Origin of the sequence: uncultured Paraglaciecola sp., assembly GCF_913058035.1 — a bacterium.
GTDB lineage: Bacteria > Pseudomonadota > Gammaproteobacteria > Enterobacterales > Alteromonadaceae > Paraglaciecola.
Window position 1 is genome coordinate 1 of sequence record NZ_CAJXPA010000104.1, and the last position, 16446, is coordinate 16446.

Below are 16446 nucleotides of genomic sequence, written 5' to 3' on the forward strand. Positions count from 1 at the left end.
CTATGATGTCTGCTATTCAAAGTAATCCTGTATTTAAGGACACTTATCAACGATTAGTGGCGGCTGGAAAACCTAAGAAAGTAGCTATTATTGCCTGCATTAGAAAGATGGTTGTGATACTAAATTCGATGCTTAGAGATGGGGTTATGTGGGAAGCGCCAAAGGCTATAAATTAACTATTGACGCCATAGTCTCTTGTTAGGTTTACTTATAGTCTGCAAGCACAACTTTTTCACTTTTATCTAAGTCGATAATACATTGATTAGCGACAAAATAGAGCCTGCTACTAAACACAATAATTGAACTGTTTTCATTAACAGTGTGTGTATAGCTGGACAGATTGGCTGTTTCCAGTTGCCTAACTACACTTGACTTCGTTACACCAGACGAAAAATTACCGCAAAGATAGAAAATTTCATCTTTCGCTATTCTCCAAAAGATTACACCTGTGGTAATGACAGTAACCGTGATTAATATGCTGATAAGTATTTTTATATTTTTCGGATTCATCCTGATGCATCCATATATTCCTGTAAACCTAACGCCCTAATAACAGGCTAAGTAATGGTTGGCTAAAATTGTGTAGCGAAGCGAAACGTAGCCAACTGTTACGTGTCCTTGTTTATTTTCTTGTTAGGTGAATTTAAACTTGCACCATATAAAAACAATTTTTCAATGGAATTTCTTCCGGATAATCAGCCATAGAAAAGCCAAGTTTTGTATAAGCTTTGATTGCACTTTTATTGTGGCCTAATACAAATAGTGAACATGAGTCAGTTCTTAAATCCGATTTACCCAAAGTACTCAATTGGTTTATTAGGTGGGAAGCAATGCCTTGCCCACGAAAATTAGGATTAACAATTAATCTTCCAAGGTGGCAATTCCCAAGTCTTAAATAATATTGTCCAAATGCCAATAAATCACCTTCGTTAGAAGTTAACGAAAATGATTTCAAGGTATCAAGGCTTAAGTTACTCTTAAAAGTGCTTAAATCAAATGGATATCTAAAATTTGGGCCAGACCAAATATTTAATTCATCTTCGTTCGAAAACCAAGACATCAATTCAATAAAGTTTTCATCAGAAGGTTGAGTTAATCGCATATTCACCTAACGCTTAACATATGGGGATTTTAGGAGCGCTTTTTCAGCGAGTAAAATTCCCACCATGATGTTTTTGTTAACTGCCATTGCTAATAACTACCGCTGGCTTTTGACTATGAACATATTGATAACCAAAAGCGCTGATAATGACAATGACACCAAAGATATTAAGATACCGAGAAAACATTTTATATTGTGTTTCATTGTTACGCTTATCGTAGTGGTCTACAACTACCAAAAGCGCATTTATTGCTGCGGTGATCAAAGCGCAAATGAATAAAATCAAACCTAGACTGGTGAACGTAACACCATTGCTACCAGCCCGACCAGGAAAATAAAAGCTGCCCGATAACCAACCATATATAGCCAAAAATATAAGGACGCACGCCCATATTACGTTAAAAATGCGCGTCTTCTTCGGAATGTGATTAGGCTTAAATTCTTCCATGACTCTCGTTGGCAGTTAACGCTTTACATATGGGGATTTTAGGAGCGCTTTACCAGCGAGTAAAATTCCCACCATAATGCACTTGTTAGGTTTCAATATACTCGCAACTTGTTTGAAATGTGAACTCTTCATTTTCACCTACCCCCTCGTTTTCAAACTCAATTAAGATCTTGCCAGAAACATCAAAATTACCGTCTATATTTTTGACAATATTTAATTTTTTAACATCACACCAATTATGAGAACACCCAACATAAACAGAACCTTCGGCATCTGAATAATTTGAATGGCTCAAATTTAAGCCATCCAATTCAGAAGGTTCAGGTAAACCCAAATTATACCAATCTAAAACTATTTCAGTTTGAACAGGTTGTTCTTCATAATCTAACCCTGAATCGAATTCTTTAAGAGGAAGAGTTATTCGATGAAAAAGCGTGTTCGCTAATCCTATGTTTTCATTTTCAAACCAATATGATTTGATAATTCCTTTTTCTACCTGAGTTTTATTCTGTAATTTGATTTTCACCAGAATGTCCTTTGAAACCTAACGCTTAACATATGGGGATTTTAGGAGCGTTTTTTCAGCGAGTAAAATTCCCACCATGATGTTTTTGTTATGTGCAATCAATCTAACAACTCTATCAAAATTGTATAGGACGAAATAAATCCCAAGAAATTTGTATTTGCTGAAACAGAAACAATAGACCAACCATCTTTTTCTATCTCAGTAATCTGAGCATTTAACAAATCTACATCAGGGCTTTCATGCCACCATTTCTTAGCCTTAGAAAACAGAACAACTTTTCTCATTAGATATATCCTTTTAGGTAAATTCCATTCTGCACATAACGCTAGCATAATAGGTGGAGTAAACTGGCGTGCGTTATTGCGTTTCTTTGCAAAAACCACGACTGCTTACGGAATCCTGATTTATGCCCTTGTTATACCGACATATTACAGCTCTTCTTTAACAGTTATCTTAACTTTTCATCGAAGAATTCTTTAACTAAAATTTTGGTTTGTTTATGAGCTTCAATGTTCCCTTCAATAGTTCCACCATTAGCAAAAGTATCATCCGGTGTAGACAAACGACCTGGGCGATGACCCGCATTTTTAAATGCAATATGCCTATAACTAAACTCAAAATCAGATTTAGTCAAGATTGAAACTAACATATCTGACATAGCAGTACTTGGCCATTGTTGATCATCAGACCCTGAGATTAACAACAGGTGTCCTTTAATATGCTCTACTGGCAGCCTAGCTTCATTAATTGAGCTATTATTAGTCAATGCATTTTCAAACATTTCTCTGCTTTTAATCAATTTTTTATCACGTAATACATGAGACAACCAAATAGCACCATCAATTAGTCCTACATTAAGGAAGGGAATCGGTTTACTTTTCCATGACCATGCAGATTCATTAAATCCACTCCAACCAGGACCCAACCAAACAACTGCACTAGGTGATCTCACAACTATAGCTTTTACAAGAGAATTATAATAAGAAGTCAACAGCGCAACTTCCGTTCCCCTTGAGTGGGCAAATATTCCTATATCATCTTTTTTAACCAATGGGTGATTGTTCAACCAATCTAATGCTCTATTAAAATATTCGATTGGTACATTGACTAGATTTTTTGGCAAACCTTTAGCGCAAAAATAGCGAACGTTAAGAACAACAAAACCGGAAGAAGAAAGCCATTCAGCATCTTGATTCTCATATCCACCGCCTGAACCACCGATAAGTAGGATAGCAGGTTCTTGATTTGGAGAATCAGGAAGCCAGAGTCTCCCTACGATAGAGTCATTATTGATGTTCTCATAGCGTCCAGAAAAATCTTCAGCGATAGAAAAGGGAGAACTGAAAGACAAAAATATAGTGCAAATGAAATATATTCGAGTTTGTTTTAACAAAGTTAAGAATTTAAATACCAAATGGAACCTCCATACTTGGACAAGTCGGTATAACGCCTCACTAAGATGCAAAAAACAGTTGGTTAAAATAAGCGACGCAGGAGCAAAAACCAACTGTTTTTTGACCTTTTAAGTGACTTGTTAGCATACTGGGTACACCTGTCGTTTAAATTTTCTTTGACAGCCAATGCATGACATTTAGAAGAAATTGTTCATTTTGTTCCGCACCATCTGAGACTAAACCATATTTTTTACCCGTTGAAACCGTAACTTGCGATGAGAACGTCATCCCCTCAGAAAACACTGCAACTCGACCTTCTCCAACTTCCAAAACTGCCCCTTGATACCAGCCATTCATTGATACTCTTGGAGTTTTGCCATTTACTTGAAAAGGTATCTCGGGCACAACAGATGTGGCTCCTTTACCTAGAGTTAAAAGGGGCTGTGCACTTTCAGGTATTTGAAAAGCGGAACCACCAAATGTTTTAACTTGAGTGATATCTTGGGTTATTGAATGTTCTATAAGGGATTTATTATCTAAGCGAAATAAGGCGTCACGGACATGACCATTACTAAACTCAAAACCAAAAGCAGATGATAGTTTTTCTATAACTTTTGGAAAAGGTGTGTGATCGGCAACTAGAAAAAGAGAACCACCTTGTGATACCCATTGTTTAACGGCTTCAACTTCTCCTTTGTCAAATGCATCTCCGAATGGAGGGTTCCAGTTCTGTCTATTTTTATCTAGTGCATTTGCGACTACCAATATATCCGCTTGTTTTAAATAAGTTAAAGTGAACTTTTCTTTACTAGATTTCACAGTATAACCATCACTAGACAGAACTTGAGAAAAAGGCTTGTATCTGCCCTTTTTTGTAAGGAAATTATTATGAGCTTCATCAATAAGAACAACAGGGCTATTTAATTTAGAAAAGGTACTATTGATATTTTTGGGGACGAAATCAGGATCTGGTTGTTGATCACTATCAGAACAAGACGACACTCCAACTAAAAGGAGTCCTAAAAGAATAGTTTTACAAATTGATTTCATTTAAATCTTCCATATTGATTACCACGATTCCAGATAAAGTATGCTAACGCTTCGAATATGCGGCGCGCGCTGTTTGCGCGTCCCTTACATAATTTGCTTGTTATGTGCCTACGCTGACACATATTTGTCGATGAATCCATTTAACTCAGACACTGAACGAATAACATGTAATGATTTTCCTACTGTAATGTCTTCGATCTTTTCCATAAACTCATTATTCCAAAACGCTGGGCAACCTCTTAATGTTTTATAACTTTGTATAGAGCCTTTTAAAACCGAACACCCCTCAGGCCACCCCTCTGGTTTTATTAGCATTCCTTTGAATAGCCTTTTTGTAACAAACCAGTAACTGACCAAATAAGGCAAGTCTATGTAAATTGAAGTGTCGGAAGCTCTTAGACGTTGATAAAGTGTTTCATGAGTGCCAAACCCCTCAATTATCCAAGAATCTTTTGCGATTATAGTTTTGTGCAACTTTTCGAATTGTTTTACGTCTATTGTTTCGCCATTTGGTTTATAAAAGATCGAATCTAATTGATGCACTGGTAACCCAGTTGCTACCCCTAACCTTTTAGCCAATGAGGACTTACCGTTACCAGGCTTGCCCAAAACAACTATTTTTTTCATACCGCCTCCAGTCTCAAAAATAATCCCAAGAGCCAGAAAAAGAAAACCCGCCTCTTGAGCGGGTTTTACAGATACGTAATAACCCACCATTCCTATGGAATGATGATAATTCGATATTTTTGTATGGTGATTCCTGTTTTCATACTATCTATATTAAAAAAATCCACATAAATGTCAACAAGTTACAAAAGCTTACTAGGCACATAACAGTATATTAGCCAGAAGTCGGGTTAGATACATTTGATATTGACAAAATCAACTCGACATTCCGGTAAGTTTTTTACAGCATTTCATAAAGTTAACCATTTGAGAAGGTAAATCTACATTTGATATTTTGTGATCAAGCGAAGCCATGTATTTATCCAGACTTTTAGGTCTGGATAAATACATGACTTAAAAACAAAACCCATATAAAACAATTGCATACGAAAAACCTTCTGCAGAAGTGAAGCATGACGATGCTTATTATGCCCATTGAAAATATTGCAATATCCTCTTTTTACATTATAACTGTATATATATACAGCGCTTAGAAAAGTCAATATGTCACCTTTTATAGAATCAATTCGAGCGGTTATTCGCACAAAACAGTACAGTTTGAAAACTGAAAAGTCTTATTTGTATTGGGCAAGGTACTTTATTCGTTTTCATCATTTAAAGCATCCAAATGAAATGGGCAATAAAGAGGTAGAGACATTTTTATCTCACCTTGCTGTTTCTAGAGGCGTTAGTGCGGCCACACAAAATCAAGCATTATGTGCGATTGTATTTATGTATAAACATGTATTGGATAGAGAGCTTAAAAACCTGAAGTTTGGCTATGCTAAAAAGCCTAGAAACCTGCCTACTGTTTTAAATGCTGAAGAAGTGCAAAAGATATTAAAATGTATGTCAGGCAAGTATTGGCTGATAACAGCTATTTTATATGGTTGTGGTTTAAGGGTGCACGAGGCGTTGCGTCTACGTGTAAAAGACATCGATTTTATAAATCAATCCATTTTTGTATTTAGAGGAAAAGGTGGAAAAGATAGGTATACATTGTTGCCACAATCACTAGCTGAGTCTATTAAAAATCAGATGGTTATTGCTAAGAAGTGCCATGATAAAGATATGTGCGAAGGTTTTGGCATGGCATCTCTTCCCCCTTCACTAATTAGAAAATATGGTAATGCTGCTAAGCAAATGAGCTGGCAATTTTTGTTTCCGTCAAGTGTGCGTTGCACACACCCAATTGATGGTTACATTTGCCGTCATCATATACATGAAACTTCTTACGCCAAGTATTTAAGGCAAGCTGTATCTAAATCAGGTGTGATGAAACGGGTGACTGCACATACGTTTCGCCACTCATTTATAAAATACGTCCTTGCATTTTACCCTTCGGGCCATCCTGCGGATGTTCAAATTTAGCTCCAGACAAATTTGTGCAACCCGATTATTACAATCAGGGGCGGATATTCGGACAGTACAAGAATTATTGGGTCATGCCGATCTCAGAACCACAGAAATATATACGCATGTAGTGGGCAGTAGGCGAGCAGGCACAATAAGCCCTATTGATTTGCCTGACCAGCATCTTACTTTTAACAAAATAATAAAATAACAAAAAACAATTAACGAGACATTCGTTATCAGTCGATAGTGTCAGTGACGTTGATTTTTCCAAAGTTGAATGACCGCTCCTAGCACAGCCTGTGTGAAAACTATTTTGAAGCCATTATTTAAACGAGAACTGATGTAAACATGTGTCTTACATTAAAATCTGACTAAGTTTTCTAACCAATCAAATACACATTTGAATCTGTGGGGTCAGCAACGCTGATATATCGAATCGCAAACGTCCCCTTATGGCACTTTGGAGACTGTCATATATTTAAAGTTCTGACCGCATGTAACATAAAAAATGGGCCTACGATGGGCTGATTTGAGTACATATCAGTTTTAGGCAATAGTGAAATTATGTAGATGTTTTTAACTCTTTGCGACTAGCCAATAATATTTTACATTTGGATGGCTTTGTAAACAAAACAGGCTTCAATCTTAATTGGTACGCCATATTTCATCTACCCTTATTCCTATTACTGAGCAGCCTTAACACCACTATGTTTTTGAAATAAACCTTGCTAATCTACTTTTTCATACGTTGAAATTATGGGGTGTTATCGAATTTATATTTTATATTCTGTGATTAGCTAATACTGACTAATAAACAAAATTAGCGCTAAATAATTGGCAAACCATAAATAATAATATTATTCATCGACACGAGTTCTAATGAAAAAATTATTCCGAAAGTATTGTTTAGTGTTTAGGTTTGTCACTATTGCCAACTATGATTATTTTAGCATTTAAGCTATTCACAGAGTGGTTTTTTGTCGAACATGAGCTACAGAAAAATTATGGCAAGGTTCAAGTTGAGTTATATATGGTAGAAGGTAAGAAACGACCACAAATGTCGGATCAGTTGCCACTAGGATAGCAACCGATCACATCAACAAATCTTTAAATAATAAAAAGGTTCTGAAGAATTAGGTCCCACATTTTGTATCAGCCCAGCATTTTCAATGTTTTTTATATAAAGATCTTTTATGTCAGGCTATTTTTTTGCACAACTAGGCAGCCTCTATTGTCACGGGTACACCATTTAAAACAGCGTTGCCTGACAACTCATCTAACACCATTTCATCGGTTAGGTCGTTGACACTCACTCCTGCATGTTGCTCAGCGGTTTGCCATTGACTGCCTTTTTTATTGTGACCCCAACCATGAGGAATCGAAATGACGCCAGGCATAATTTTCTCGGTTATTTCTGCGGGCAACGATACTTGCCCTACCCTAGATGTGACCTTGATCATCTGTTGCTCTTGAATGTTATGTTTACTCGCATCATCAGGGTGAATTTGTGCAGTACACCTAGACCAGCCGTTATTAGTACCTTTAACCATGCGTTTACTGTTATGAAGCCAAGAGTTATTGGTTTTGAGATGTCGACGACCAATCAATTGTAAACTATTTTCATGGGGTCCTTCAGTAGTAAAAAAGTGTGCTTCTAGGCGGATTAAATCAGCCATAAAGTAGTCAAAGCTTAAATTGATTTTTTTATCATTGTGATAAATGGCTTCAGGTAGATCAGGCTGAAGTGGACCAAGATCAATTCCGTGGGGCTTTTTCAATAACAAATCAATACTTAACACTTCGTCTTCATGTCGATATCGACTACTTTTTAATAAGTCATCCACCACACCTTTAGGTTCTTTTTGCCAAAGTGTTTGATACCTATCTGTGGGTAAACCATTTAATGTATCTAATCGCTCAGCTAGTCCGAGGTATATTTGCCAATCAGTCTTGCTTGTTTCAGAAGGAGGAAAAATCGCAGGTGAGAATTTGGTGCTATTTCTTATAGCAAAGTTATGGAAAACAATATCATAGTGGTCGCGCTCTAATGCCGTTACTGGTGGTAAAATTATGTCAGCATGGCGTGAAGTCTCAGTTATATAAAAATCAACTGCCACAACGAAGTCTAGGTTCTCAAAAGCTTTATCTAATTGCTGCCCATTAGGCGTAGTCAAAATCGGATTACCTGCTCCAATGACTATGGCTTTGATTTGTCCTTCACCTTCGGTGATCATTTCTTCTGCTAAAGCCGATACTGGAAACTCTCCAGCAAAAGAAGGTAAACCACGCACTCTCGTATGAAAATTTGCAATCGAGCCTCTACCTGAATGAGGCAGTAAATCAGCAGCAGGTTGAGTAAACATCATGCCGCCTTGCCGGTCTAAATTGCCTGTGAGCATATTAAACAACATAATGAGATATTGTGTTAGGGTTCCGAATGCTTGCACACTAGCACCCATTCGTCCGTAACAAACAGCAGGCCCAGCTGCGCAAAATGATTCTACCAGACCAATAATCTGGGCTTCGCTCATACCTATTAGTTTTGCGACTCTTTCAGCCGGATAATGTGCAACATATTTTTCAACGGCTAATAAGTCAGGTGCAAAGCTCAAAAGTTCATCAGCGGCGACCAGTTGCTTATCAAACAAGGTATGGATCATTGCCAACAACAATAAGGCGTCAGTACCTGGCTTTATAAAATGATGTTCACTACTCATATCTGCTGTTTCAGATTTTTTAGGGTCAATGACGACTACTTTACCGCCGCGAGCTTGAATGGCTTTTAATCTACGTTTTATATGTGGAACCGTCATTATGCTGCCATTAGACGCTAATGGATTACCCCCTATAATCATAAAATGTTGGGTGTGATCAATATCCGGAATAGGAATTTGTGACTGATGACCAAATAATTGACGACAAACAATATGATGGGGCAGTTGATCGACTGATGTGGCTGAATATCGGTTATGTGATTTTAACGCTCGGTAAAAATAGGGACCAAATAAAATAGAACCCATATTATGAGCATTCGGGTTACCAAGATACGTAGCGACTGATTCAACGCCGTGTTTTTGCTGGACGTTAAACAAGCTGTTTGCCACTTTGTCTAAGGCGTAGTCCCAAGATACTTGCTGCCACCCTTTTCCATCAGCTGTTTTCTCAATAGGTGAGCGAATTCGTTCAGGGTCTTCATACAAATCTTTAAGTGCCATTGCCTTAGGGCAGACATGCCCCTCACTGAAAGGGTTTAATTTGTCACCTACAATAGATAATATTTGTCTATCTTGAGTCGTTACCTCGATGCCACACATGGCTTCACATAGGGTGCAAGTGGAATAATGTTTTTGTTCTTCAGTTGGCATAATCAATGTCACAAAATTGTTAATGACTAAAAGTTATCGATTAACGTCGTTATACACAAGCATCATTTTTACTTATGTTTTCACATTCTTATATTCACACATATTGACACTTAATTTTATGCTCTAAGCACGATCGTATAACTATTATACCCTGTTCATTTATTATACATTTAATTATCACTTTTAAGGAATGCGGTAAAAAATTACTGACGGCAGTTACCATGACTCTGCTCTCTAAAAAGTCAGCAAAATCCTCACACTAATGCTGTTGTATCTAACACTTGTGAACGTAAATACAATATTTTATTCATATTTGTCATGATGGTTTTTAAATTCCATATTGAAAGCCATGAACATATCTGCTGAACAGGCCACAAGAAGCCAATAGGTTGTGTCTTAATAGCATTAAAAAACCATGATAAAAAGCAGCCATAAAACATTGCTACAAAAATATTTTTATTTGTTTTAAACCTTCTTGGCTATTACAACGACTTAGTATTGTATTGATTGGATTGCTCAAATATTTCAGGATATAGATGAAAATTGCCGACACCAGTGGCCAAGATACCGCCGTCTTAAAAATATCCAATAGTAAAACAAAATGGATAGCTTTAGGTTGTATTTTAATTGCATGGTTAGCATATTTCACAATTGCACCCGCTATCAGCAAATGGTCCAACTCAGACGCAAGCGTTTCTGCACAAAGGATACGTTTGGCCTCAGTCACCCGAGGTGACTTTGTCAGAGACTTATCCGTTCAAGGACGAGTAGTGGCAGCGATCAGCCCAAAGTTATACAGTCCTGCACAAGGCACCATCTCGTTTTATATAGATGCGGGCGACACCGTAATTAAGGGCCAAATATTGGCCACCATTGATAGTCCAGAACTCAGCAACCAACTCAAACAAGAACAATCCGCCTTGCAACGTTTACAAATGGAATTAGACAGGCAGAAAATTCAATCTAGTAAACAAGCTCTAGTTAATCAAAAAGCTGTCGATTTGGCTAAAGTGTCATTGACTGCAGCAGATAGGGAAAAACGCCGAGCTGATAAAGCATTTGAAAGCCAATCCATTAGCCAGATTGATTTTGAAAAAGCCCAAGATGATCTACAAAACGCTCGTTTAGTATCTAATCATTCGGTCAAAGATGCAGAACTCAATTTAGAAAGTTTAGAGTTTGAAGTAAAAACCAAACGTCTATTTGTGGAACGTCAGGAGCTTTTGGTTTCTGAATTGAGTCGTCAAGTCGACGAATTAATCTTACTTTCACCCGTTAATGGCTTAGTCGGTAATCTATCTGTAGAGCAAAAAAATCAGGTAGCAAAAAACCAATCAATTTTAAGTGTAGTGGACTTATCTGAATTTGAGATAGAAGTCGATATTCCAGAAAGTTATGCTGATGACTTAGCCATAGGTATGGCTGCTGAAATCAAGCTTAATGGTGAAACGCATTTAGCAAAACTCATAACCATCTCACCTGAAATTGAGAACAATCAGGTTACGGGCAGAGTTCGTTTCAATTCTGTTTCTGATATCGGCATAAATCAGCCACAAGGTTTACGTCAAAACCAGCGCTTAACTACCCGTATTTTGATGGAAAACAAACACGATGTGCTGATGGTACAACGTGGGCAATTTCTAGAAACAGGGAATGGACGAATTGCTTACATCGTTAAAAACGATATAGCAGAACGTACACCTATTTCCACTGGAGCCCGAAGTTTATCAAGTGTAGAGGTACTTAACGGCCTGTCAGTCGGTGATACCATTATTGTTTCAGGTACAGATCAATTTAAGGGCGCACAAAGTGTCTTAATTACTCAATAATCAAATGAATAATAACAATTAGGGAAAAAACATATGTTAAAAATGACAGATGTGAAAAAGGTATTTCGTACAGATTTAATAGAAACTCATGCACTACGAGACTTCAACCTTCATGTGGGTGAAGGCGATTTTGTCGCGGTAACGGGTTCATCAGGTTCTGGGAAAACCACATTCTTAAACATCGCGGGCCTACTCGAAACGTTTAATGCAGGCACATATGAGTTAGACGGTCAAAACGTTAGTCATTTGAATGACAAAAAGCGTAGCCAGATAAGGAATGAAAAAATTGGCTTTATTTTTCAAAGCTTTAATTTGATACCTGATCTAAGTTTATTTGATAACGTTGATGTGCCTCTACGCTATCGAGGTTTTAAAAGTGCTGAGCGTAAAAAACGCATCGAAAATAGCCTTGAAATGGTTGGATTAGCGCAACGAATGAAACATCTGCCATCACAACTTTCTGGTGGTCAACAGCAACGTGTCGCCATTGCAAGAGCACTTGCAGGAGAACCACGTTTTTTGTTAGCCGATGAACCTACTGGAAACTTAGATACCGAGATGGCTCATAGTGTCTTGGGCTTATTAAAAAGCATCAACGCAGCAGGTACCACCATTATCATGGTTACCCATGACGGGCACTTAGCAAAGCAAGCTAGGCGCAATATTTATGTGCGTGATGGCAAGGTCAGCGAGATTAATGATGAAGATATTACGATGCCCCGACAGCTTAGTGCTGTCTAACGCTTAGGAGTCATCATTATGTTTGGATATTATATAAAACTTGCGATAAAAAGTGTAAAACGTAATCCCATCTTAAGCTTGCTTATGATCACAGCGATTGCATTGGGCATTGGTGCCAGCATGACTATGATCACTGTAAATTACTTGATGTCGGCTGATCCTATTCCACACAAAAGTCATCAACTATTTCATATACAAGTAGACAATTGGGACCCAAACAATGCATTTAATGATGATGAAGATACCCTACCCAATCAACTAACATGGACAGACGCAACCAATTTCACTCTCGCTAACAAAGCATTAAGGCAATCTGCCATGTCTAGGTCTGGTGCCATTATTGAACCTGCAGGAGACGATGCCAAACCATTTGAAGCTTCTATCAGACTGGCTTATACCGACTTTTTTAACATGTTTGATGTACCGTTTATATTCGGTAATCCTTGGAACAGTGCTTCAGATACTCGTCGCGAACAGGTAATAGTGTTAAGCAAACGTATTAACGAGAGTGTTTTTGGTGGTGAAAATTCAGTAGGTAAAACAATTGTTATTGCTAGCAAGAATTTCCAAGTGGTGGGAGTGATCGATGACTGGCAGCCTATGCCCAAGTTTTATGATGTGAACAACGGGGCATTTAACGAAACCGAAGAGTTGTTTATGCCATTCAGCCTAAAAGAAGAACTAGAGCTACCAAACTGGGGTAACAACAATTGTTGGAAAAATCCTGCAGGCGAAGGTTTTAGCGCATTTTTACGATCTGAATGCATTAATACTCAAATGTGGGTAGAACTTCCCGATGACAGCGCAAAAACCGATTACATGAACTTTATAAATAATTATGTGATGGAACAAAAAGAATTGGGACGTTTCCCACGTCCACTTAACAATCGCTTGTCCAACGTTATGCAGTGGATGGAGCACCAAGAAGTGGTTGAAGAAGACGCAAAAATGATGATGTGGCTTTCATTTATGTTTTTATTAGTGTGTTTACTCAATACCGTTGGGCTGTTGTTGGCTAAGTTTACTGGTAAGTCTGTTGAAATTGGTTTGCGCTTAGCATTAGGGGCATCGAAAGCAGACTTATTCAAGCAGCACTTAATCGAAACAGCATTGATAGGTTTGTTAGGTGGTATCGCGGGACTCGGCTTAGCTGCTCTTGGTTTACAAAGTATAAAAAGCCTTTATGGCGACTTTGTGGATGATCTAGCCACACTAGACATTAATATGATTTTGGTCGCACTAAGCGTTGCTTTGTTATCTAGTATTGCCGCAGGTTTATATCCTACTTGGCGAGCTTGTAATATCTCGCCTGCCAGTCAATTGAAAAACCAATAGCGCCAGCCGTCTAATAAAGGGGCCATAATATGTCAAATACTCTCGCTAGCACCTCAATCAACTGGGAAATTGGTCCTATATTTCGCGCCATGTTACGCAATAGAGTCGGTGCCATTTTAATCGCATTACAGATAGCCGTGACTATGACCATAATTGTAAATTCGGTATATATCATTGTTGAACGTAGTAAAGAAATGCAACGTGACAGCGGCATTGATAATGAAAATAGTTTTTATCTGACTAGTGTTGGTTTTGGTGACAACTTTAATGTACCTATTACAGTTGAAGAGGATATGAATGCCTTACGCTCAATGCCCGGCATAGTAGACGCGATTCAAATTAATGCAGTACCCAACAGTGGCAGTGGTTGGTCAATGGGTTTAAAAACACAATCTGGGGTTGAATATGATGGCGTTGGAACGGCGGTTTACATGGTTGATGAACATGGTATCAATACTTTAGATGTTGAAATTATTGCAGGTGAAAACTTTGCTCCGACAGATATTGGTTTACGTAAAGTTGGACAAGTAGATTGGCCAAATAAAACCATATTGTCTAAAGCGATGGCTGAAAATTTATTTTCTGAGATCCCCTACCAATTAGTGATAGGGAAAACAGTCTATATTAATGACACAGATCCGATGATCGTAGTTGGAATTATTGATAAGTTACAAGCACCTTGGGTTGGTTGGAATAATTTAGAAAACGTTATGTTATCACCTGAGAGACAAGATTTTAAAGCTAGCAAGTACTTTATTCGTTCTGAACCTGGCCAAAGAGATACGGTAATGAAACATGTAGAAGTGTTGTTGGCTAACAGTAACAAAGACCGTTTAATTCAAGGGATGCGCAGCATCGAAGAAACCCGCGAAAGTAGCTATCGTGGCCATACTGCCATGATTAAAATCCTGACGACTGTGATGATTATTTTGACCATAGTAACCGCCTTAGGCATCGTTGGACTGGCAAGTTTCAGTGTCAATCAACGTAAAAAACAAATCGGTACAAGACGCGCGCTGGGCGCTAGTCAGTCAGCCATTGTGCGCTACTTTATGATAGAGAATTTTTTGATCAGTAGCTTAGGCGTTATATTAGGAGCCGTACTTACCATAGGTTTAAATATCATACTAGTGAACACCTTCGGCCTTAACAAAATAGACTGGTTCTATATCCCTATTGGTATGTTGGTATTATGGCTTATTGGTCAAGCAGCAGTATTTGGACCGGCCAGAAAAGCGGCAAATATTCCGCCTGCTTTGGCAACCCGAACGGTCTAGTTTTTTAGAATTTATTTAACTGCAAGCATGCTGTTATCTGGTAGTCAGTTTTAAATATCCTTATAGATAAAAGGTAATTATCACCACTGCTATAAAAACGATAAAATAATTTTACGTTTGACTTTTTGGCTAAAAATCAGTTGAACTGACCAACATGATGCCACCTTAATATTTGTAAATATGCTTAACTAATTGTTTATTATAGAATAAGTAAAAGTGGTCTAAACTATGCAATTCACTCGGATAAGTTCACTTTACATAATCTAGGAGAGAGAAAAATGAATGATGGAATGGTTTTTGTACTACTTATATTGATGGTTTTCGTTTTACCAATCGTTATTATTGGTGTATGGACAGGTCATAAAAAAGAAATGACCAAACTTAACGCTACTTTAAATGATTCTGAAAAAGAGAATATGAAGAACGAATTATCAGCGGTTAAAAGAAGATTAGAGGTACTGGAGGCTATAGTTACAGATAAAAAATATCAACTTCATCAAGAATTCAGCGAGTTGAAAGCTGTGGACTAGCTTACGACTCGCAATCATTTTTAAAGTCAATATCAATGATAATTTACCTGTGACGTTTCTGTCTTTTTAGAAATATCTAAAGATAGAAAAGTCAATTATCAACCTATCATGCAATGCCATATTGATATATTAAGCACAGAGGAGTTAAATTCATCGAACCTATTATGTCTTCAGTAGCGATAAGAATTATTTCAAATACTCTCAATTTTACGACTATTAGCTATTAGGATTATTGTTAGCCTCTTAACGCAAGATAAAAGAATTACGAACTGTTTCACCTATCAAATCGTTAAGGGTCTAATAAAGCCATACCAAATTTTACTATAAACCAGTGGGTCAAAATTGAAATAACTTATCGTCTAGGAAGCGAGTCCGTGTATCCACCCCTACATTCTATAAAACTTCGCCGGCATGTTATTTTGTAAGTCACACGAGTATTTAATAACACGCTTGGATTTAGGCTTAACTTTGAATTTTAGCAACACTGCACCTGTGCCATACATCCATTTGGTTTTTTACTAAAAAAGTTGACTGATCCTTCACCACAACGATTTAATGCTGCAATTTGACGAGTCTCTATAAATTGAGCTTTTGCTTCTTTCTAAGTTAACCCTATTTAAGCCATGACGGCTAAAGAACAGAGCTCATATTACCCACATGCTATTACCCATGTCTTTATTAATATGTTCATCACTTTTGCTAATTGCTCAAGTTTAACACTTTTTCTAATTGATCAAGATTAACAATCGCTAGTAAGATTGCTCTATGAGCCATACCTGTCGATGTAAGGAAGAAATTTTTTCATTGTAATCAAATATTTTCATAAT

General features: G+C 37.5%; 16 protein-coding genes and 1 pseudogene. 8 read left to right on the forward strand and 9 right to left on the reverse strand.

The window, feature by feature from the left end; genetic code table 11:
* Positions 1 to 176: pseudogene (locus QZ562_RS13675) on the forward strand (IS110 family transposase); the annotation flags it as partial.
* A 28-nt stretch (positions 177 to 204) separates the two neighbouring features.
* Here the strand turns inward: QZ562_RS13675 and QZ562_RS13680 are convergent.
* The 8 genes from QZ562_RS13680 to QZ562_RS13715 form a co-directional block, all read right to left on the reverse strand.
* Entirely contained in the window at positions 205 to 510 is a 306-nt protein-coding gene (locus QZ562_RS13680) for a hypothetical protein (protein WP_293761061.1), read from the reverse strand.
* Between the two features lie 133 nt (positions 511 to 643).
* Positions 644 to 1102, reverse strand: a complete 459-nt coding sequence (locus tag QZ562_RS13685) for a GNAT family N-acetyltransferase (RefSeq protein WP_293761064.1) — start codon at positions 1100 to 1102, stop codon at positions 644 to 646.
* A 76-nt stretch (positions 1103 to 1178) separates the two neighbouring features.
* Entirely contained in the window at positions 1179 to 1550 is a 372-nt protein-coding gene (locus tag QZ562_RS13690; protein WP_293761067.1) for a hypothetical protein, read from the reverse strand.
* 85 nt (positions 1551 to 1635) lie between these two features.
* On the reverse strand, positions 1636 to 2076 hold the full coding sequence (locus QZ562_RS13695) for a hypothetical protein (protein ID WP_293761070.1): 441 nt from the start codon (positions 2074 to 2076) through the stop codon (positions 1636 to 1638).
* A 98-nt stretch (positions 2077 to 2174) separates the two neighbouring features.
* Positions 2175 to 2360 (reverse strand): hypothetical protein, encoded by a 186-nt coding sequence (locus tag QZ562_RS13700; protein WP_293761073.1) that lies wholly within the window; start codon positions 2358 to 2360, stop codon positions 2175 to 2177.
* A gap of 164 nt (positions 2361 to 2524) precedes the next feature.
* Entirely contained in the window at positions 2525 to 3490 is a 966-nt protein-coding gene (locus QZ562_RS13705; RefSeq protein WP_293761076.1) for an acyl-CoA thioester hydrolase/BAAT C-terminal domain-containing protein, read from the reverse strand.
* A 145-nt stretch (positions 3491 to 3635) separates the two neighbouring features.
* Positions 3636 to 4520 (reverse strand): DUF4350 domain-containing protein, encoded by an 885-nt coding sequence (locus tag QZ562_RS13710; RefSeq protein WP_293761078.1) that lies wholly within the window; start codon positions 4518 to 4520, stop codon positions 3636 to 3638.
* A gap of 108 nt (positions 4521 to 4628) precedes the next feature.
* A complete protein-coding gene (locus QZ562_RS13715) occupies positions 4629 to 5147 on the reverse strand; it encodes an adenylate kinase (RefSeq protein ID WP_293761081.1) in 519 nt (172 codons plus the stop codon).
* A 543-nt stretch (positions 5148 to 5690) separates the two neighbouring features.
* Here QZ562_RS13715 and QZ562_RS13720 point away from each other — a divergent pair.
* Together QZ562_RS13720 and QZ562_RS21300 are read left to right on the forward strand one after the other, a co-directional pair.
* Positions 5691 to 6557, forward strand: a complete 867-nt coding sequence (locus tag QZ562_RS13720) for an integron integrase (RefSeq protein ID WP_363315362.1) — start codon at positions 5691 to 5693, stop codon at positions 6555 to 6557.
* Positions 6544 to 6750 (forward strand): tyrosine-type recombinase/integrase, encoded by a 207-nt coding sequence (locus QZ562_RS21300; protein WP_363315363.1) that lies wholly within the window; start codon positions 6544 to 6546, stop codon positions 6748 to 6750. The genes QZ562_RS13720 and QZ562_RS21300 overlap by 14 nt, the downstream gene beginning before the upstream one ends.
* A 1009-nt stretch (positions 6751 to 7759) precedes the next feature.
* Here QZ562_RS21300 and QZ562_RS13725 read toward each other — a convergent pair.
* Positions 7760 to 9907 carry a molybdopterin-dependent oxidoreductase gene (locus QZ562_RS13725; protein WP_293761084.1) on the reverse strand — a complete coding sequence of 716 codons (2148 nt, stop codon included), beginning with the start codon at positions 9905 to 9907 and terminating at the stop codon, positions 7760 to 7762.
* A gap of 536 nt (positions 9908 to 10443) precedes the next feature.
* Between QZ562_RS13725 and QZ562_RS13730 the strand changes: the two genes are divergently transcribed.
* From QZ562_RS13730 to QZ562_RS13750, 5 genes are all read left to right on the forward strand, one after another.
* Entirely contained in the window at positions 10444 to 11736 is a 1293-nt protein-coding gene (locus tag QZ562_RS13730) for an efflux RND transporter periplasmic adaptor subunit (RefSeq protein WP_293761087.1), read from the forward strand.
* 33 nt (positions 11737 to 11769) lie between these two features.
* Positions 11770 to 12477 (forward strand): ABC transporter ATP-binding protein, encoded by a 708-nt coding sequence (locus tag QZ562_RS13735; protein WP_293761089.1) that lies wholly within the window; start codon positions 11770 to 11772, stop codon positions 12475 to 12477.
* A gap of 18 nt (positions 12478 to 12495) precedes the next feature.
* Positions 12496 to 13812: an ABC transporter permease gene (locus tag QZ562_RS13740; protein WP_293761092.1), complete on the forward strand. Its 1317-nt coding sequence runs from the start codon at positions 12496 to 12498 to the stop codon at positions 13810 to 13812.
* Between the two features lie 29 nt (positions 13813 to 13841).
* Positions 13842 to 15089: an FtsX-like permease family protein gene (locus QZ562_RS13745; protein ID WP_293761095.1), complete on the forward strand. Its 1248-nt coding sequence runs from the start codon at positions 13842 to 13844 to the stop codon at positions 15087 to 15089.
* A 278-nt stretch (positions 15090 to 15367) separates the two neighbouring features.
* Complete coding sequence (locus tag QZ562_RS13750; RefSeq protein ID WP_293761098.1) at positions 15368 to 15619, forward strand: hypothetical protein; 252 nt, start codon at positions 15368 to 15370, stop codon at positions 15617 to 15619.
* Positions 15620 to 16446: the final 827 nt, after the last annotated feature.